Origin of the sequence: Marinilactibacillus kalidii (assembly GCF_017599325.1) — a bacterium.
Taxonomy (GTDB): domain Bacteria; phylum Bacillota; class Bacilli; order Lactobacillales; family Carnobacteriaceae_A; genus Marinilactibacillus; species Marinilactibacillus kalidii.
The window spans coordinates 61898-79934 of the sequence record NZ_JAGFVM010000026.1 but is presented as its reverse complement, the minus strand read 5'-3'; the positions used below and the strand labels follow the sequence as shown (position 1 = coordinate 79934).

The 18037-nt window shown below is 39.1% G+C and carries 23 protein-coding genes; 22 read left to right on the top strand and 1 reads right to left on the bottom strand.

Features of this window, described 5'->3' with window-relative positions; all coding sequences use genetic code 11:
* Position 1 precedes the first annotated feature (1 nt).
* The 15 genes from secY to J5J05_RS05975 all read left to right on the top strand — a co-directional run bounded on the left by secY (position 2) and on the right by J5J05_RS05975 (position 11787).
* Complete coding sequence (gene secY, locus J5J05_RS06045; RefSeq protein WP_208559768.1) at positions 2 to 1297, top strand: preprotein translocase subunit SecY; 1296 nt, start codon at positions 2 to 4, stop codon at positions 1295 to 1297.
* Between the two features lie 131 nt (positions 1298 to 1428).
* Positions 1429 to 2073, top strand: coding sequence for an adenylate kinase (locus J5J05_RS06040; RefSeq protein WP_208559767.1), 645 nt, complete (start codon positions 1429 to 1431; stop codon positions 2071 to 2073).
* 166 nt (positions 2074 to 2239) lie between these two features.
* Positions 2240 to 2458 (top strand): translation initiation factor IF-1, encoded by a 219-nt coding sequence (gene infA / locus J5J05_RS06035; protein WP_072693455.1) that lies wholly within the window; start codon positions 2240 to 2242, stop codon positions 2456 to 2458.
* A gap of 35 nt (positions 2459 to 2493) precedes the next feature.
* The gene (gene rpmJ / locus J5J05_RS06030) at positions 2494 to 2607 is read left to right on the top strand and encodes a 50S ribosomal protein L36 (protein ID WP_034299928.1); all 114 of its coding nucleotides are present in this window, start codon (positions 2494 to 2496) and stop codon (positions 2605 to 2607) included.
* 21 nt (positions 2608 to 2628) lie between these two features.
* Positions 2629 to 2994: a 30S ribosomal protein S13 gene (gene rpsM / locus J5J05_RS06025; protein ID WP_208559766.1), complete on the top strand. Its 366-nt coding sequence runs from the start codon at positions 2629 to 2631 to the stop codon at positions 2992 to 2994.
* A gap of 29 nt (positions 2995 to 3023) precedes the next feature.
* The gene (rpsK, locus tag J5J05_RS06020) at positions 3024 to 3425 is read left to right on the top strand and encodes a 30S ribosomal protein S11 (protein ID WP_208559765.1); all 402 of its coding nucleotides are present in this window, start codon (positions 3024 to 3026) and stop codon (positions 3423 to 3425) included.
* Positions 3426 to 3486: 61 nt separating this feature from the next.
* Positions 3487 to 4431, top strand: a complete 945-nt coding sequence (locus tag J5J05_RS06015; RefSeq protein WP_208559764.1) for a DNA-directed RNA polymerase subunit alpha — start codon at positions 3487 to 3489, stop codon at positions 4429 to 4431.
* Between the two features lie 27 nt (positions 4432 to 4458).
* Positions 4459 to 4878, top strand: coding sequence for a 50S ribosomal protein L17 (gene rplQ, locus J5J05_RS06010; protein WP_208559763.1), 420 nt, complete (start codon positions 4459 to 4461; stop codon positions 4876 to 4878).
* 405 nt (positions 4879 to 5283) lie between these two features.
* Positions 5284 to 6123, top strand: a complete 840-nt coding sequence (locus J5J05_RS06005) for an energy-coupling factor ABC transporter ATP-binding protein (RefSeq protein WP_208559762.1) — start codon at positions 5284 to 5286, stop codon at positions 6121 to 6123.
* A complete protein-coding gene (locus tag J5J05_RS06000; RefSeq protein WP_208559761.1) occupies positions 6099 to 6974 on the top strand; it encodes an energy-coupling factor ABC transporter ATP-binding protein in 876 nt (291 codons plus the stop codon). The genes J5J05_RS06005 and J5J05_RS06000 overlap by 25 nt, the downstream gene beginning before the upstream one ends.
* Positions 6971 to 7768, top strand: a complete 798-nt coding sequence (locus J5J05_RS05995) for an energy-coupling factor transporter transmembrane component T family protein (protein WP_208559760.1) — start codon at positions 6971 to 6973, stop codon at positions 7766 to 7768. Before J5J05_RS06000 ends, J5J05_RS05995 begins: the two co-directional genes overlap by 4 nt.
* Positions 7769 to 7858: 90 nt before the next feature.
* On the top strand, positions 7859 to 8590 hold the full coding sequence (gene truA, locus J5J05_RS05990; protein WP_208559848.1) for a tRNA pseudouridine(38-40) synthase TruA: 732 nt from the start codon (positions 7859 to 7861) through the stop codon (positions 8588 to 8590).
* Positions 8591 to 8696: 106 nt separating this feature from the next.
* The gene (locus tag J5J05_RS05985) at positions 8697 to 10073 is read left to right on the top strand and encodes a DUF2254 domain-containing protein (protein WP_208559759.1); all 1377 of its coding nucleotides are present in this window, start codon (positions 8697 to 8699) and stop codon (positions 10071 to 10073) included.
* Positions 10070 to 10807: a nucleoside/nucleotide kinase family protein gene (locus J5J05_RS05980; RefSeq protein WP_208559758.1), complete on the top strand. Its 738-nt coding sequence runs from the start codon at positions 10070 to 10072 to the stop codon at positions 10805 to 10807. Before J5J05_RS05985 ends, J5J05_RS05980 begins: the two co-directional genes overlap by 4 nt.
* 86 nt (positions 10808 to 10893) lie before the next feature.
* The gene (locus tag J5J05_RS05975) at positions 10894 to 11787 is read left to right on the top strand and encodes a mechanosensitive ion channel family protein (RefSeq protein WP_208559757.1); all 894 of its coding nucleotides are present in this window, start codon (positions 10894 to 10896) and stop codon (positions 11785 to 11787) included.
* Positions 11788 to 11883: 96 nt separating this feature from the next.
* Here J5J05_RS05975 and J5J05_RS05970 read toward each other — a convergent pair whose 3' ends face one another.
* Positions 11884 to 12525 (bottom strand): fasciclin domain-containing protein, encoded by a 642-nt coding sequence (locus J5J05_RS05970; RefSeq protein WP_208559756.1) that lies wholly within the window; start codon positions 12523 to 12525, stop codon positions 11884 to 11886.
* 132 nt (positions 12526 to 12657) lie between these two features.
* Here J5J05_RS05970 and srtB point away from each other — a divergent pair, with 132 nt between their 5' ends.
* The 7 genes from srtB to spxB all read left to right on the top strand — a co-directional run bounded on the left by srtB (position 12658) and on the right by spxB (position 18024).
* Entirely contained in the window at positions 12658 to 13410 is a 753-nt protein-coding gene (gene srtB, locus J5J05_RS05965) for a class B sortase (RefSeq protein WP_208559755.1), read from the top strand.
* Between the two features lie 361 nt (positions 13411 to 13771).
* Positions 13772 to 14215, top strand: a complete 444-nt coding sequence (gene rplM, locus J5J05_RS05960) for a 50S ribosomal protein L13 (RefSeq protein WP_341868508.1) — start codon at positions 13772 to 13774, stop codon at positions 14213 to 14215.
* Positions 14216 to 14228: 13 nt separating this feature from the next.
* Positions 14229 to 14621 carry a 30S ribosomal protein S9 gene (gene rpsI / locus J5J05_RS05955; RefSeq protein ID WP_208559754.1) on the top strand — a complete coding sequence of 131 codons (393 nt, stop codon included), beginning with the start codon at positions 14229 to 14231 and terminating at the stop codon, positions 14619 to 14621.
* A 110-nt stretch (positions 14622 to 14731) separates the two neighbouring features.
* The gene (locus J5J05_RS12855) at positions 14732 to 14857 is read left to right on the top strand and encodes a hypothetical protein (RefSeq protein ID WP_279633300.1); all 126 of its coding nucleotides are present in this window, start codon (positions 14732 to 14734) and stop codon (positions 14855 to 14857) included.
* 97 nt (positions 14858 to 14954) lie between these two features.
* Positions 14955 to 15434, top strand: a complete 480-nt coding sequence (locus tag J5J05_RS05950; protein WP_208559753.1) for an NUDIX hydrolase — start codon at positions 14955 to 14957, stop codon at positions 15432 to 15434.
* A gap of 23 nt (positions 15435 to 15457) precedes the next feature.
* Positions 15458 to 15964: a YcxB family protein gene (locus J5J05_RS05945; protein WP_208559752.1), complete on the top strand. Its 507-nt coding sequence runs from the start codon at positions 15458 to 15460 to the stop codon at positions 15962 to 15964.
* Between the two features lie 221 nt (positions 15965 to 16185).
* Positions 16186 to 18024, top strand: coding sequence for a pyruvate oxidase (spxB, locus tag J5J05_RS05940; RefSeq protein ID WP_208559751.1), 1839 nt, complete (start codon positions 16186 to 16188; stop codon positions 18022 to 18024).
* Positions 18025 to 18037 lie beyond the last annotated feature (13 nt).

Here is an 18037-nt window from a genome sequence, read left to right as displayed (position 1 = left end):
TATGATCGAGCTGATTAAAGGTGCTATTAAAGAAAAAGATGTTCGAACACGAGTGTTGTTCACTCTTGGAATTTTAATCGTTTTTCGTCTAGGTACACATATAACAGTACCCGGCGTAAATGCCAGTGCACTTAACGAGTTGTCTTCATCAGGTTTGTTTAACCTGTTGGATACATTCGGTGGGGGAGCCTTAGGGAGTTACTCAGTTTTCGCTCTAGGGGTTTCACCATATATTACAGCTTCTATCGTTGTTCAACTTCTTCAAATGGATGTCCTTCCTAAATTCAAGGAATGGGCAGAACAAGGAGAGGTTGGTAGAAAGAAGCTTAATCAGGTAACTCGCTATCTAACAATTGGTTTAGCCTTCTTCCAGGCTATGGGGATTTCTTACGGATTTAATGCGTTGACTGAGTACGGACTGGTAAATAATCCAGGTCCGTCTACGTATCTATCGATTGCAATCATGCTGACTGCAGGTACGATGTTAGTAATGTGGCTGGGTGAGATGATTACAGTAAATGGTTTCGGTAACGGAACATCACTGATCATCTTTTCAGGTATCGTTGCACGCTTACCAGAAGATATCGTTGAGTTTTACAATATTCAAATCCGTAATGCTGGTGATGAGATCGTACAAAGTGTATTATTCACTATTGGTGTCGTTCTCGTTTTCATCATACTTGTTATTTTTGTAACTTTTATGGAGAATGCTAAACGCAATATTCCTGTACGTTATTCCAAACGTGCAAGTGCATCAAAAGATGGTGCAGTACTACCACTTAAAGTGAATTCAGCAGGTGTTATCCCAGTTATCTTTGCGAGTGCTTTCTTACAAACACCGCAAATTATATTAGGATATTTTGCTGCAAGCTACCAAAATGCTGGATGGTATAAAGTATTGAATAGTATATTCAATTTACAAGAACCAGCCGGAGCTGTTTTATATCTTCTGTTGATTGTCGTATTCGCATACTTCTACGCATTTATTCAGGTAAACCCTGAAAAAGCTGCGGAAAATCTTCAGAAACAAAACGGCTACATTCCAAGTATTCGTCCTGGGAAAGCTACAGAAGAGTATCTTGGATACATGTTGATTCGCTTGAGCACAGCTGGTGCATTCTATTTAGGTATTATATCCATACTTCCGATCGTAGCTTCTGCATTGTGGCAATTACCTAGTTCCATTGCATTAGGTGGTACAAGTCTACTAATCGTAGTCGGTGTAGCATTAGATTCAATGAGACAGCTAGAAGGATTGCTCAGTAAAAAAAGCTATCAAGGATTTATTCAAAGATAAAGTTGAATCTTTTATCCTTTGTACGAAAATAGACGATTTGCCCCATAGGTATCTTTATACTCATCGATGGGTAAATCGATCTTTTTTTCCTAAGAATCAAACTTTAGGAATTAGTCAAGGAGGAAACAACCATGAATCTTATTCTTTTAGGCCTTCCGGGCGCAGGGAAAGGAACTCAAGCTTCACGTATTACAGAAACCTATGGGATACCACATATCTCAACGGGGGACATGTTCCGTGCAGCGATGAAAAACGAAACCCCTCTTGGCAAGGAAGCTAAAAAGTTTATAGATGCTGGAGATCTCGTGCCGGATGAAGTCACTAATGGTATCGTTAAAGAACGTCTGGAAGAAGCGGATGCTCAAAACGGATTCTTATTAGACGGTTATCCTCGTACGTTAAATCAAGCAGATGCTTTGAAAAAAGCACTTAGCAGCTCTGGTCGTACCTTGGACAATGTGTTGTACATTAAAGTCGACAGAGAAATCCTAATGGAACGTCTAACTGGTCGCTTCATTTGCTCTAATTGTGGAGCAACGTATCACAAATTGTTCAACTCTACAAAAGTTGAAGGCACTTGTGATCAATGTGGCGGACATGATTTTTATCAGCGTGAAGATGATAAACCAGAGACTGTTGAAAGACGTATCGAAGTAAATGAAGCACAGACGAAAGAGCTTGCTGCATATTACGAAGAAGAAGGAATCGTAAGAGAAATCAACGGAGAACAAGATCCGGATTCTGTATTTGATGATATTAGAAATATTTTGAAATAATCGTTCAAGAGGGGCTTGCAAGAGCTGTTTTTGCGTGGTATAATATTTCGAGCGTCGTGTTGGCATGACGGTTTAACTAAACATTTATAATAAAGAAAATGTGGGAGCAGTCTGCCCTCACAATTTCATGCGTACAAAAGAGAGTCATTGAAGGAGGAAACTCGACATGGCAAAAGACGATGTTATTGAGATTGAAGGAAAAGTACTAGAAACGTTACCAAATGCAAGCTTTAAAGTTGAACTTGAGAATGGTCACGAAATTCTGGCACATGTTTCGGGCAAAATTCGTATGAATTATATCCGTATTCTACCTGGAGATAAAGTAACTGTTGAAATGTCTCCATATGATCTAACTCGTGGACGCATTACGTATCGATTCAAATAACTTAAGACTCCGTAAAACCAAGGAGGGAAAGTTTCATGAAAGTAAGACCATCAGTCAAAAAAATGTGTGACAAATGTAAAGTGATTCGTCGTAACGGCCGTGTAATGGTTATTTGCGAGAATCCTAAACACAAGCAACGTCAAGGTTAATAAAAGAGGAGGTGCTCATATATGGCTCGTGTAGCAGGAGTAGATATTCCACGTGACAAACATGTGGTAATTTCATTAACTTATATTTATGGTATTGGTAAAACAACTTCTAAATCAATTTTAGAAGCTGCAGGTGTACCTGAAGAAACACGCGTACGTGAATTGACAAATGATCAATTGGATTCAATCCGTGCTGAAGTAGATAAACTTAAAATTGAAGGTGACCTTCGTCGTGAAGTAAACCAAAATATTAAACGTTTAATCGAAATCGGATCTTACCGTGGTATTCGTCACCGTCGTGGTTTGCCAGTTCGTGGACAAAACACTAAAAACAATGCTCGTACTCGTAAGGGTAAAGCAGTAGCAATCGCTGGGAAGAAAAAATAATCACCTAAAGTTAGGAGGTCAATATACGTATGGCTAAAGCAAATAGACCCGCAGCACGTTCTCGTAAAAAAAGAGCTAAAAAGAATATTGAACACGGAGTTGCACATATCCGTTCAACATTCAATAATACAATCATTATGATTACTGATGTTCATGGTAATGCTATTTCATGGTCTTCAGCTGGATCTTTAGGATTCAGAGGATCTAAGAAATCAACACCATTTGCTGCTCAAATGGCTGCAGAAGCAGCTGCAAAAGGCTCAATGGAAAATGGTATGAAATCAGTTGAGGTTACTGTTAAAGGACCTGGTTCTGGTCGTGAAGCTGCAATTCGTTCATTACAAGCAACAGGTTTAGACGTAACTGCAATTCGTGACGTAACTCCGGTACCACACAACGGATGTCGTCCTCCAAAACGCCGTCGCGTTTAATAGTAGTGACATTTAAAAAATATTGCGTGAACTGAACGTTTTGAAAGGGGTAAACGACTAAATGATCGAAATTGAAAAACCGGTAATAGAGACAGTTGAGATCAGTGAGGATGGGAAATTCGGCAAGTTTGTCGTAGAACCACTTGAACGTGGCTATGGTACAACTCTAGGGAACTCTCTACGCAGAATTCTTTTATCATCCTTACCAGGTGCTGCCGTCACAAATATTCAGATCGATAGTGTTTTACATGAATTCACAGCGATCGATGGGGTAGTAGAAGATGTGACTGCCATCATCTTGAACTTGAAAAAACTTGCACTTAAGTTGTATTCTGATGAAACGAAAACGATTGAAATAGATGTTGAAGGACCAGCAACTGTAACAGCAGCTGACATTATTTATGACAGCGATGTTGAAATAATGAACCCAGACCTATACATTTGTACGGTTTCTGAGGGTGGTCATTTACACGCTCGTATGGAAGCTCAAAAAGGTAGAGGATATGTTCGCGCTGAACACAACAAACATGAAGATATGCCAATTGGTGTACTGCCGGTTGATTCGATTTATACCCCAATCAGCCGTGTTAATTATCATGTTGAAGATACTCGTGTAGGAGAGAAAAATCAGTTCGACAAGTTAACGCTTGACGTATGGACTGACGGATCTATTTCCCCTGAGGATGGCGTGAGTTTAGCGGCGAAAATCATGACAGAACACTTAAACATTTTTGTTAACTTAACAGAAGAAGCACGTGAAGCAGAGATCATGGTTGAAAAAGAAGAAACTCAGATGGAAAAAATGCTTGAGATGACTATCGAAGAGCTTGATTTATCTGTTCGTTCTTACAACTGTTTGAAACGTGCTGGTATTAACACTGTTCAAGAATTAACAAATAAAACAGAACCAGAAATGATGAAAGTTCGTAACTTAGGACGTAAATCACTGGAAGAAGTAAAATATAAATTGGGTGAGCTTGATTTAGGCTTACGCGAAGAAGAATAATCTTGTAGTTAAGGAGGGTTTCGACTAATGGGCTATCGTAAATTAGGACGTACTAGTGCACAACGTAAAGCAATGTTACGTGATCTAACGTCTGACTTAATTATTAACGAGCGTATCACTACGACTGAAACTCGTGCAAAAGAAGTATCTAAAATGACTGATAAAATGGTTACTTTGGGTAAACGTGGAGACTTGCACGCTCGTCGTCAAGCAGCAGCGTTTGTTCGTAACGAATTAGCAACTGTTTCAGAAACTGACGATGAAATCGTAGTACAAACAGTTTTACAAAAATTGTTTAATGATTTAGCTCCTCGTTTCGCTGAGCGTAACGGTGGGTACACTCGTGTTTTAAAAACAGAACCTCGTAGAGGAGATGGCGCTCCAATGGCTATCTTAGAATTCGTGGTTAGAGCAGAAACTGCTGAAACTGAAGCAGAAGAAGCTTAATTTAATTCATAAAAAGAATTTAACCAAATTCACTTTTGGATGTATGATGGGCGTTATGATGATGGAATTCGATTCCAAGTGTCTAGCTCAAGTTTCTCCCTTAGGATTCGTTCCTTTGGGAGGACCATATATCGTTTAAAGTGTTTTTTTTGTATTCTTTTACATAATTGAAATTGGAAAGCTGAAATACATAGTAGCCTGCATAAGTAGTGTAGGCCAAAGAGGATGAGAAAAGGTTTGTTTGCTATACTGATATTTGTTAATGTTATAGCGTTAGTGGCTGTCAAGACACCATTAAATAATGTATAATAAATGAGATGTGTCTATGGTTGAAGCGATTGAATTGCCAATTACTGATACGTAGATAAATAGAGTAATTATTACTTAAAGATAGAGGTTAAAATAATGAGTGAAATCATAACAGTCAATCATATTTCTTATAAATATACAGACGAACAAGAACGTAATGCATTAAATGATGTATCCTTTACGATAGCTAAAGGTGAATGGGTGGCTATCATTGGTCCGAATGGTTCTGGAAAATCAACGTTGGCGAAAACGATCAATGGGCTTATTGAACCTATGAGTGGAGACGTGACCGCAGGAAATCTTACATTGAATGAGAAAAACATTTGGTCTATTCGCGAAATGGTCGGAATGGTTTTTCAAAATCCTGACAATCAATTTGTTGGGTCAACGGTGCAAGACGATGTTGCATTCGGTTTAGAAAATCTTGGTGTACCTAGAGATGATATGGTCGATCGTGTGCGAGATGCACTCGATAAGGTCAATATGCTTGAATTCGCTGAACGTGAACCAGCACGCTTATCTGGTGGTCAAAAACAACGAGTAGCGATTGCAGGGATAGTTGCGTTACGTCCAGATATTATGATTTTGGATGAAGCGACGAGCATGTTAGATCCAAAGGGTCGTCAGGAAGTTTTGAGAACTGTCAAAGAAGTAAAAGAAAAAGAGAACCTATCTGTTATTTCAATTACGCATGATATCGATGAAGCAGCAGCTGCAAACCGAATCATCGTTATGAAAGCTGGTGAGCTGATTAAAGAAGGGACACCGGAAGAAATTTTTTCTTATGGTGATCAGTTGATCGAAATGGGGCTAGATTTACCATTTCCTGAGAAATTGAAGTCTTCTTTGAAAGAAATAGGCATTTCGGTACCAACAGAATATTTAACAGAGGAAGGCATGGTGGATTGGTTATGGACATACGGTTTGAAGAAGTAGGCTATACGTATCAAAAAGGGACGCCTTTTCAGAGCCGTGCTTTATATGATATCAACCTTTCTATCAAAGATGCTAGTTATACAGCCTTAGTCGGTCATACTGGTAGCGGAAAGTCGACTGTTCTGCAACACTTGAATGCGTTGAAGAAACCGACTGAAGGGACAATTACGATTGGGGACCGCTTAATTACACCGACTACCGATAATAAAGGATTAAAGTCACTGCGTAAAAAAGTTGGGATTGTTTTTCAATTTCCTGAAGCACAGCTATTTGAAGAGACGATTGCTAAAGATATTGCCTTCGGTCCGAAAAACTTCGGGGTCAGTGAAGAAGAGGCCATTGAACGCGCGCGCGTATTATTACCTCAAGTAGGCTTAGATGAGAGTTTTATGGAACGATCACCGTTTGACTTGTCAGGTGGACAAATGCGTCGTGTAGCAATCGCTGGCGTTCTGGCGATGGAACCGGAAGTACTTGTACTAGATGAGCCAACTGCAGGACTTGATCCACAAGGACGTAAAGAGATTATGGATATGTTTTATGACTTATATAAAACACAAGGACTCACGATCGTGCTAGTAACGCATCAGATGGACGATGTGGCACATTACGCGGATCACATGGTTATCCTTGAACAAGGAACAGTAAAAAGAGAAGGATCGCCTAGAGAGCTGTTTAGAGAGTCTGAGTGGTTGTCGAGCATGCAACTAGGTGTGCCGTCTACAGTCGCTTTTGCATTAAAGCTTGAAGATAAATTTGGTTGGACATTTGATCGATTACCGATGTCAACAGATGAGTTGGCCTTGGAAATTAAAAAAAACCTAGGTGGGAATGTGGGTGAGCGTGTATGATGGATAAATTGATATTCGGTCGCTACATTCCAGGTGATTCATTGATTCACCGATTAGATCCTCGAACAAAATTGATGAGTGCAATCTTTTTCATTATTATCATTTTTCTTGCAAATAACTTATGGACCTATTTGGCGTTGGCAGTATTCGTTGGTCTGGCCGTTAGTCTATCGCAAGTTTCGTTGAAATTTTTTATTAACGGAATCAAGCCGCTACTATGGTTGATTTTATTTACTGTTATTCTTCAAGTACTGTTTACGAGTGGACAAACGATCTTCTTTAGTTGGGGACCCATTATTTTATCTAAAGAAGGATTGATCAATGGAGGATTCATCTTCATGCGTTTTGTTTTGATCATCTTTATGTCGACATTACTAACCTTAACGACGATGCCGCTATCGCTGTCAGATGCAATAGAGTATTTACTGAGACCTTTTGGCAAAATCGGTGTACCGGTTCATGAAATTGCCTTAATGTTGTCGATTGCTTTACGTTTTGTCCCTACATTAATGGACGAAACAGAGAAAATTATGAATGCTCAGCGTGCACGTGGAATCGATTTTGGTGAAGGAAATATCTATGAACAGATGAAATCAATCGTGCCTTTGCTGATACCGCTATTTGTAAGCTCATTTAACCGCGCTGAGGAATTGGCAACGGCAATGGAGGCTAGAGGATACAAAGGTGGAGAAGGACGTACAAAGTACCGTCAGTTGATCTGGAAGCGCAGAGACACGCTTGCAATGTCAAGCTTCGTAGTGCTAGTCGCAGTATTAATCGTATTTAGAACGTAACATAAGAAAGGATAAGGATGTAGGTCTTTATCCTTTTTCTGTATAAAAAAGTAAAGGAAGCTGTTCGATTTGGAAAAAATAAGATACAGAATGAAACTGGCTTACGATGGTACCCATTTTTCAGGATTTCAGGTACAGCCTAATAAAAGAACGGTTCAAGGTGAAATTGAGAAAGCTTTGAATACAATGTCGAAAGGGAGCTTTGTTCGGATCAAAGGAGCGGGTAGAACCGATGCAGGTGTTCATGCTAGAGGACAAGTGATTCACTTTGATTACCCGAAGGCGATTCCAGCCGATGGTATGCTACGTGCCTTGAATGCACTGAGTTCAGAAGATATCGTGTTTTATACATCTGATATTGTAGATGATCGTTTTCACTCTCAGTACTTAGCAAAAGGGAAAACCTATCAATATCGTGTAGATAATCATAAATTAGAAGATCCATTTACACGTTTATATGCGCATCATCACCCATTTAAGATGGATCTTGAGCGAACAAAACAGGCCCTTAACTATTTAGAAGGTACACATGATTTTACTAGTTTTGCTTCAGCACAATCAGATAAAGAAGATAAAACAAGAACCATTTATGAAGCGAGTGTGATGATTGATGAGCGAACCGAAGAGTGGGTTTTCACGTTCAGGGGAAATGGCTTTTTATACAATATGATTCGAATCATTGTAGGAACAGTGCTCCAAGTGGCGGATGGCAGAAGACCAGTAGAAGATATCCCAAAAATATTAAAGGCAAAGGATAGAACAGTCGCAGGACCAACAGTTGCACCCAAAGGCTTGTGTATGATGGAAGTGTATTACGATTGAATAGATTTCATAAGGTAGATATATTACATCGTTCCATTAAGATAACCCAATTGATGAAAGAGGATGATACCAACATTCACCGCAAGTAAGAGAGGAGATAAAAGTGATGTTTAATAAATGGCATTTACGGTTAGAAGACAAAAGGATTTGGCAGGTGTTCGGTAGGAGCATGGCACTGTCACTCATTCTTTCTATGCTCATGATTTTTCTTGATACAAGTACGTTGCATCTCCTTAATGATTTACCGGAATGGATGTTGACAGACCTCACAACAGCAAGACAAGTATTAGCCACGCTTGCAGGAACATTATTGACCGTAACGACCTTTGTATTTTCAGCTATCCTTACAATCGTGACACTTTATACCTCTAATTTCAGCCCACGTGCGGTAGAAGACTTTTTATTAGACACTACCTCCATGCGTACATTGGGTGTTTTTTTAGGAGGGTTTATCTATTCATTGACCTCACTCGTTTTTATGGACGGCAGTCAATATGACGGTCATGTATTTTCAGTAGTCATTGCTTGGTTTTATGCAATTGGAAGTGCGTTGTACTTCACAAAATTCGTCTATCAAGTTTCCAATTACATCCAAGTAGATAAATTGGTCAGTAGAATGTACAACGAAACAAAAGAGCAGTACGAGAAGAACATCGATTTCTTTCAAAAGCAAACACGTATCGAGAAAATACCTGAAATTAAGACGACTTACCAATATGAAATGAAAACAAATAGGGAGTCTTATATTGGGACGATAAAGTTTGAAAAGTTGGCGGAACACTGTAGAGAATATGGGGTGATCTGTGTGATTACTTTAAAAATTGGTGATTTTGTTTCTAAGGATCAGCCATTTGCTACACTTTACACCAACAAACGAATAAAGGATGTTGAAAAACTAAACGAATTATTCAACCAAACGATCGTATATGAAACCGAGCGTTCAGCCTCGTTTGACTCAGGATATTCCAGAAACAAATTGAACGAAATCGCGCTAAAAGCAATGTCTCCTGGCATAAACGATCCAAACACAGCAATTCATGCCGTACATTATAAATCATTACTAGAAGCCAAATTTGCGGCATTGAAAGGCAGATACGCTGTGATCGGAGAGACAGAAGACATCGTTATAGAAGAACCAGACTTTTCTGGAGTAACCGGTATGATTGTCTATGACTTTAATGATTTCTTCAGTCACTTGCACGTAGGTTATAGACAACTCGTCCATTATATGAAAGATGATATCTCTAGTATAGAAGCGATATTCGACGCCCTTGTTCTTATTGCCCATGCTGCAAATGAAGATAAGCTGAGCATCGTCAAAGAATATAGTCGCTATGTCTATGAGTCAGTTATTGATAATTTTCCACAACCATTAGATAAAACCGCTATTGATGACCGATATAACCGAATTCTATCCATAAAGACGGAAGAACGAGCAGTCGTTGAACCTGATGAAGAGACATCAAAGGAGAAAGCGGAATGAATCTCTCACTAAACGTAAATGGTCTAACCGTCGATGCAAGCTATACGAAAACAGAAATCGATGAACAGTTTATACCCTTACTCGAAAAAATCGATGCGATGAAAAAAATCAAAAATACTCGTATCGTTGTCTATCTAGCGGCACCTCCGGGAACAGGAAAGACGACACTTAGTCAGTTCCTAGAAATACTTTATAACCGTCTACCGTTATCGCACACCTTTCAATCGATTTCGATAGACGGCTTTCACTATCCGAATGCATATCTGACAAGTCATAACATCGAAATAGAAGGGAAAAGCGTCCCTTTAAAAACAATAAAAGGAAGCCCAGAATCGTTTGACCTAAAAGCGCTTCGCGAAAGCTGTGCAACACTACATGAGCATTCTCAAGTGGAATGGCCACTCTATGACCGTAAGTTACACGACGTTAGTTCTCAGCGGTTGAAAGTGGATGCAGACATTGTCCTTGTCGAAGGAAATTGGTTGCTATTAGATGAACCAGGTTGGGGCGAACTTAAAGCGCTAGCTGATTTGACCATTTTTATCGAAGCACAAGAAACAGCCTTGAAATCACGGTTGATCAATCGCAAGATGATGGGTGGATTAAGTAAAGAAGCGGCAGAAGCATTTTACGAACAAAGCGATGGTAAGAACGTCAAGAAAGTACTAAATAAACCCAGCGAACCAGATATATACTGGAAAATGCAAAATGATGGTACGTTAAAGGAAGGATAAGCAGAGCGGTTTTAAGCGGCATTTAGTTCGATGAGCTGTTATCATAAGCTGAGAAGCAACGCAAACGACAAGAAAGGAATGTTTTGATGAGAGAATGGCTTAATCCATATATAGAAGCTTATCCGCTAATCGCTAGCATAGTGGTGTTTGCTATCATCATCTTAGTGCTTCTAATGACGAGGAAACTTGTATTAAATCGATTATATAAACAGTTCAATGAGTCAGAAAACTGGTACGTCACACGTAAAGTGGCAAAATGGATTACCAACGCAATACTTGCCATTGCATTTATCTATATTTTTGGAAATGATCTGAGTGGTTTCACAACGGCAATTGGGCTTGCTGGGGCTGGCGTTACCTATGCCTTGAGAGAAGTGATCGTCAGCTTTGCAGGTTGGTTTGCCATCATGTTCGGGGATTTCTTTAAAACTGGAGACCGCGTCCTTTTAGGCGGATCTAAAGGAGATGTCGTGGATATAGGGCTGCTGAGAACCACTTTAATGGAGATGGGTGAGTGGGTAGAAGGCGATCAGTATACAGGTAGAATCGTACGAGTAGCGAACAGTTATATCTTTACTTCACCAGTTTATAATTACACGGCAGATTTCAAGTTTTTATGGGATGAAATCCATATTCCGATTCGCTTCAAATCCGATATCGCTTTAGCGAGAGAGCTAGTAATGGAAATTGCGGAAGAAGAAGTTGGTACCTATAACGCAAAAGCTGAAGAAGACTGGGACAATATGAAACGCAGATACCGCATTGAGAATGCATCATTGAAATCACAAGTATTTATATCGTTTGATGATAACTGGATTACACTAAGTTTGCGGTATATTGTTGACACGCGTGAAAGAAGAGCTGTTAGAGATCGCATTTTCATGTCCATTCTGGAGCGGTTTAACGAACATGATGACAGTATCGAGCTAGCATCTGAGACCTTTGAGATCGTTCATGAAGAAACAAGCGAAAAATCTTAACGATGATTGAACAAGATAAATAAAGTCAAACAGAAATAAAGCGATCTGAAAGGTGAGAAATCCGCAGCTTTCAGGTCGCTTTTTAGTTAATAAAAATTATGCTTCTTTTTTAAAGTAAACAAGCGCAAAGAGTGTGCCGACAGAGATGATAGCGACTGCAATCCAAGTACTTGATTCAATACCTGTTTGTGCAACACTCATTTCATCCATGTCTACTTCTTGTAAAGTGAAGTTAGAAGGAACCAGTACTTTGTCGATGACATGTACCACACCATTTGTTGCAGCCATATCTGTTGCAGAGATTATTGCGTCATTAACCATTGGATCTCCACTTAAATCAAACATGACCATCTCGCCATTAACGGTTTCTGCTTCCATACCATCCGTTAAGTCTGCAGCCATTACAGCACCAGGAACAACATGGTAGGTCAATACTTTTGCTAAATCAGGTTGTGCGAGTAATTCTTCCGCTGTAATATCTAAATCAGCCAGTAAAGCTTCAAAAGCAGCGTTCGTTGGTGCAAAAACGGTAAAAGGCCCTTCGCCTTGTAAGGTTTCAACAAGTCCGGCTTTCTGTAAAGCGGTGACGAGGATACTGAAGTCTTCATTTCCCATGGCAATTTCTGTAATATCTTGTGTAGGTTCATCGGATTCTGCGGCGTCTGCTGTAGGGGATAGGGCGAATGTGAGGGTGAATAAGGCGACAATGGATAATAAACCTTTGACAATTTTCTTCACTACTAAACACTCCCTTAATATAAGTTATAAAGCTAGCGTTACTAACTTTACTTCTTTATAATAAGCTTGTAAGAAACCGCTGTCAAAATATATCACTCCATTAAATAACGATTGTTTGAAAGGAAGCAGATTATGATGCGAAAAGGACTATTAAGATTTTTGGGCAGCTTATTTATAGTGCTCGTAGGGTACTATGTCTATACAGTCATTCCTCAGATGCAAGCTGTTTCTGTACCGGCGGTTGAAACCCCATCGCAAATAAAAAAAGTTGCTGACTTACATGAACCTTCGAATCCAGCAGCTACCAAAAAGGGAAATAAAGTATATGCGATTGAAGAGAATCCATACGCTGACTATTATAAGTTAAACTCTGATTATACTGGATGGCTGAAAGTCAATCAAACAAATATCGATTATCCAGTTGTTAGAGGAGAAGATAATGCGTACTATCTATCTCATAATTTTTACAAAGAATCAGATGTTCTAGGGGCGATTTTTATGGACTATCGGAATGTAGGGATGGGGTATGATGAAAATTTGATTCTCTACGGTCACTATAATACCCACAACCAGATGTTTGCCGATCTTGAAAAATACCTTGAGAAATCTTTTTTAAAAGAGAACCCGACAATCACCTTTCATGATCCGTACACAGAGCGAATCTATGAAATTATTTCCGTCCATGTAGCACCGGCAGAATCAACGTATATTCAAACGAGTTTTGAAGCAGATGAGTTTGAACAGTACTATAATAAAGTGAAAAGTGAGTCGATGCATGAAATCGATTCTGCCTTTGAACCGGAAGATCGCTTACTAACGCTGATTACTTGTAATTACGGTGTAGAAGATGGACGACTTTATATTCATGCAAGAGAAATAAAATAATAAAGATTAAAAGGACGAAGCCAGAATGTAGCTTCGTCCTTTTAATCGTGTACAGACAATAGTAAAAAAGGGCGAAACGGAAGGAAGTTGAAAGGTACTGAATAGATTGATAGGTAACAGCAGCAGCTAATCATTTTTATTTCAAATAAATTAGTAAAGTGTGTTGACTTAATCTGATATTCGGGGTATTATGTTAGATGGTATTGTTTGCCACCATGATAAGCCCCGGAAACTTGTTATGTCACAAACAAAACGAAGCTCTGATCAAGAAAGTTCTGTACTATTCACAAGACTAAACATTAGAGCAAGAATGAAAATCACAATAACTGAAATCGAAAATGAAATTATGGAGGTCAAGATCGTGCGTACAACTTTTATGGCGAATGAGAGCAACATCGAGCGTAAATGGTATGTAGTTGATGCTACAGATATCCCATTAGGACGTCTTTCAGCAGTAGTTGCATCTATTCTTCGCGGAAAAAACAAACCTACGTATACACCACACGTCGACACTGGCGATAACGTGATCGTAGTAAATGCTGAGAAAATCAAATTGACAGGTAATAAAGCTAGTGACAAGATCTATTCTCGTCACTCAGGATTCCCAGGTGGATTGAAACAAGTTTCTGCTGGTACTCTACGTGCTGAAAAACCTGAACGATTAATTGAATTGTCTATCAAGGGAATGCTTCCGCATAACTCTTTAGGACGTACTCAAGTTAAAAAATTACACGTATACGCTGGTCCTGAGCACAAACAACAAGCTCAACAACCAGAAACACTAGACATCACGAACTTAATTTAAGGAGGGACATTCATTGGCTCAAGTACAATATTTCGGAACTGGCCGTCGTAAAAACTCTACAGCTCGAGTAATCATGACACCAGGTTCTGGTAAAATCACATTCAACGGTAAAGATATCACTGAATATTTAAACTTTGAACACTTGCACCTGATCGTAAGACAACCACTTGCTCTTACTGATACAGTTGAAAGCTATGACATTAAAGTCAACGTTCATGGTGGAGGATTCGCAGGACAAGCAGGCGCTGCTCGTCACGGAATCTCTCGTGCACTATTAACAGTAGACCCAGATTTCCGCGGAGCACTTAAAGCGGCTGGACTATTAACGCGTGACCCTCGTATGGTTGAGCGTAAAAAACCAGGTCGTAAAAAAGCCCGTAAATCACCACAATTCTCAAAACGTTAATTGTTGGAGCCCTGGCGAATTTATTCGCTTGCGGATACAATACAGAACGAAGAAAAGCATTGGCATCTTGCTGATGCTTTTTTCTTTTATAATCTAAGGCGGTGAAAATAATGACTCCAAAAGAAAAAATGTTAGAATTAATCAAGAAAAAGCAAGGTGGCGGAAAAGGTGAATACAATCGTACACCAAAAAACGACCAAAAGTACATGCGTAAAGCACCAGTTATCCATAAATAATAGAAGTATCACCAGTACAGGAGAATTGCATCGTGCAATTCTTTTTTATTTACCATAAAATAGGGATATATCATTCTCTAAGGAAGGTAATAGAAGCATGAATAAACACACGCTGATATTTTTGAAAAAGAAAGATAAAATACTGATGTTAAATCGTGAATCGACACCGTTGATGGGATTGTGGAATGGTATCGGTGGGAAAATTGAAGAGGGAGAAACAGCATTACAAGGAGCTGTTAGAGAAGTAAAAGAAGAAACCGGTATTGATGTACCGATTGAACAAATGATACATAAAGGGCATATTACGTATATATTCGACAAAACTTTCAAAGGAGGAATAGAATTATATACCGTGGAATGCCCTGAAGAAGAGAGCTATCCAACGCCTAAAGGTAGTGTGGAAGGTATTCTTGACTGGAAAAAAATTGATTGGCTTCTGGATAAAGATAATACAGGTGTTGACAACATGATACCGAAATTACTACCAACGGTATTGAATGAAGCTAATCGATATCAACATCATTTTGTTATTGAGAATAGTCACATTGAACAGTATACTTTAACTCAAATAGACTGAATAAAAATACTGCGAGGCTAAAGATGATAATAGAATACGAAATAGAAGAGGAAGATTACATAAGTTTTAATTACCAACATACGCTAAACTCTCCTACTAATAAGAAGGCTTTAAAGCAATTAAGATTTGGATTAGCAATCTTAGTTATACCAATCGCCTATTTTACAGGCACATTATTATTTAAACAACCTAGTTTATACTGGGTGATTATTTCTTTAGGGTTATCTCTTTATTTACTGTACGCCTATCCCAAAATGTATAATAAAGCCATTAAAAAGCAGCTCTCAAAACTTGTTAATGAGGGAGATAATTCTTCGTATTTTGGAAAAAAGAAATTAGAAATTCTGGATAATCAGTTGATCTTAACGGATGAGGCGAGCACCTCAAAATTGATGAAAGGGAAAATTAAAGAGATTAAAGAGTACGATGATATCATTGTACTTTATACATCCTCCGTCTCGGCATATATTATCCCTAAGCGATACTTGAACCAAGAAGAATTGAATGCTATAAAATCAATAGTAGTCTAGATTTTTATAAGATAACTAAGTTCTTATATTAAGAAAATCATCCTTCCTATGGGATGGTTTTTTTTGTACCAAACACCTCTATCATTTTTTGTTCTAATTTAGCTTAACGGGACCATATCCTTTGAAGGATCTATTTAGTGAGTGTATCTTTATAGTATATATCAATTAAATTAAACAGTAATATTGTCTGGAATACGAACAAGTAGGAGGATCAATTTAATATGTCTAAAAATAATGGCAAAATAGAAGCAGGGGTAGCGGCAATCAAAGTATTGGAAAGCTGGGGCGTCAAACAGATTTATGGCTTACCAGCAGGTTCATTGAATTCTTGGATGGATGCATTAAAACATGAAGAAACGAATATCGATTTTATTCAAGTGCGACATGAGGAAGTCGGTGCTATCGCCGCATCTATGCAAGCTAAATTTAATGGAGAAATCGGTGTCGTCTTTGGATCAGGCGGTCCCGGTGCGACCCATTTGATGAACGGTTTATACGATGCTAGAGAAGATGGCGTGCCAGTGTTAGCGATCATTGGACAGCGTGCGGAAAATGAAATTAATATGGATGCTTTTCAGGAGATGAATCATAATCCATTGTTTGCCGATGTCGCCATTTATAATCGTCGAGTCGCGTATGCTGAGCAATTACCGAAAATGATTGATGAGGCGATTCGTACAGCGATTACCCGTAAAGGGGTAGCGGCTGTAGAAGTGCCGGTCAGTTTTGGATGGGTTGAAATGGATAACGAAGGTTGGTATTCATCTGCCAGTGCCCACCGTACACCAACTTATCCAGTGCCAGACAAAAAAGATATTGAAGAAGCTGCTAAAATCTTGGAAAATACGAAGCGTCCGGTCATTTATGCCGGTATCGGTACAAGAGGTAATGGCGATGCGGTAATGGAGCTGTCACGTAAATTAAAAGCACCTGTCGCAATCACTGGCCTTAATTATGATAATTTCCCTCATGATTTTGAAGCAATGCTTGGCTCAGCCAACAGAGTTGCTAGAAAACCAGCAGTGGAAGTATTTGAAGAAGCCGATGTCGTGTTGTTCGCAGGAAGCAATTATCCCTTCACTGAAGTAACGGGTGTATTTGACCATATTGATAAATTTATTCAAATCGATATTGATCCTCATAAATTAGGGAAAAGACATCCGGTTGATGTCGCAATTTTAGGCGATGCCGGAGCAGCTATCCGTTCACTGACAGATCAGATTTCTGAAAAACCAGAAAGCGCATGGTACCGTGCGAACATCAATAACATTAAAAATTGGGCAGCCTATATCGATAAGCTTGAAAAGAAAAAAGATGGTGAGTTACAAGTCTATCAAGCGTACAATGCTATCAATCAAGTAGCAGACGATGATGCGATTTATTCTACAGACGTTGGGAACACAACGCAAACGTCTATCCGTCATTTGAAAATGACACCGAAAAATATGTGGAGAACGTCAGGTATATTTGCGACAATGGGAAGTGGATTGCCTGGAGCCATCGCAGCGAAGAAATCTTTCCCAGATAGACAAGTATGGGATTTGACCGGTGACGGCGCCTTTTCAATGGTGATGCAAGACATTATCACTACTGTTCAGCACAAATTGCCAAGCATCCATGTGGTTTTCTCTAATGAAGAGTATGCCTTTATCAAAGCTGAACAAGAAGATACCAATCATTATTACTATGGTGTAGATTTCCAATCCGTTGATTACGCTAAAATTGGAGAAGCACAAGGAGCAGTTGGATTCACGGTTAAAGAAATCAGTGAGTTAGAAGAAACCTTCCAAAAAGCGGTTGAATTAGAGAAATCCGGACGCACGGTAGTTATCAACGTCAAAATTACTGACGATCGTCCGATACCGGTTGAGCACTTGAGACTAGATCCGAAACTATTCTCAGAAGATGAAATCAACGAGTTCAAAGAACGCTATGAAGCACACGATCTCATACCATTCGGTCAATTCTTAGAAGAAGAGGGATTGGATTCCAAAGTGCACGAGCGTAGAAGTAAATCCAAACAAGATGATTCAGTCGTTAATACAGAAGATCAAATCTAGACGTTACATGAAT

Bases quoted from the DNA above. Each gene is read 5' to 3' on its own strand.
- rplQ (WP_208559763.1), top strand. From the start codon at position 4,459: ATGGGCTATCGTAAATTAGGACGTACTAGTGCACAACGTAAAGCAATG.
- J5J05_RS06005 (WP_208559762.1), top strand. From the start codon at position 5,284: ATGAGTGAAATCATAACAGTCAATCATATTTCTTATAAATATACAGAC.
- rpsM (WP_208559766.1), top strand. From the start codon at position 2,629: ATGGCTCGTGTAGCAGGAGTAGATATTCCACGTGACAAACATGTGGTA.
- J5J05_RS05945 (WP_208559752.1), top strand. From the start codon at position 15,458: ATGATAATAGAATACGAAATAGAAGAGGAAGATTACATAAGTTTTAAT.
- J5J05_RS06040 (WP_208559767.1), top strand. From the start codon at position 1,429: ATGAATCTTATTCTTTTAGGCCTTCCGGGCGCAGGGAAAGGAACTCAA.
- truA (WP_208559848.1), top strand. From the start codon at position 7,859: ATGAAACTGGCTTACGATGGTACCCATTTTTCAGGATTTCAGGTACAG.
- spxB (WP_208559751.1), top strand. From the start codon at position 16,186: ATGTCTAAAAATAATGGCAAAATAGAAGCAGGGGTAGCGGCAATCAAA.
- rpsK (WP_208559765.1), top strand. From the start codon at position 3,024: ATGGCTAAAGCAAATAGACCCGCAGCACGTTCTCGTAAAAAAAGAGCT.
- J5J05_RS05975 (WP_208559757.1), top strand. From the start codon at position 10,894: ATGAGAGAATGGCTTAATCCATATATAGAAGCTTATCCGCTAATCGCT.
- J5J05_RS06015 (WP_208559764.1), top strand. From the start codon at position 3,487: ATGATCGAAATTGAAAAACCGGTAATAGAGACAGTTGAGATCAGTGAG.
- J5J05_RS05950 (WP_208559753.1), top strand. From the start codon at position 14,955: ATGAATAAACACACGCTGATATTTTTGAAAAAGAAAGATAAAATACTG.
- srtB (WP_208559755.1), top strand. From the start codon at position 12,658: ATGATGCGAAAAGGACTATTAAGATTTTTGGGCAGCTTATTTATAGTG.
- J5J05_RS12855 (WP_279633300.1), top strand. From the start codon at position 14,732: ATGACTCCAAAAGAAAAAATGTTAGAATTAATCAAGAAAAAGCAAGGT.
- J5J05_RS05980 (WP_208559758.1), top strand. From the start codon at position 10,070: ATGAATCTCTCACTAAACGTAAATGGTCTAACCGTCGATGCAAGCTAT.
- infA (WP_072693455.1), top strand. From the start codon at position 2,240: ATGGCAAAAGACGATGTTATTGAGATTGAAGGAAAAGTACTAGAAACG.
- J5J05_RS05985 (WP_208559759.1), top strand. From the start codon at position 8,697: ATGTTTAATAAATGGCATTTACGGTTAGAAGACAAAAGGATTTGGCAG.
- J5J05_RS05995 (WP_208559760.1), top strand. From the start codon at position 6,971: ATGATGGATAAATTGATATTCGGTCGCTACATTCCAGGTGATTCATTG.
- J5J05_RS06000 (WP_208559761.1), top strand. From the start codon at position 6,099: ATGGACATACGGTTTGAAGAAGTAGGCTATACGTATCAAAAAGGGACG.
- rpmJ (WP_034299928.1), top strand. From the start codon at position 2,494: ATGAAAGTAAGACCATCAGTCAAAAAAATGTGTGACAAATGTAAAGTG.
- secY (WP_208559768.1), top strand. From the start codon at position 2: ATGATCGAGCTGATTAAAGGTGCTATTAAAGAAAAAGATGTTCGAACA.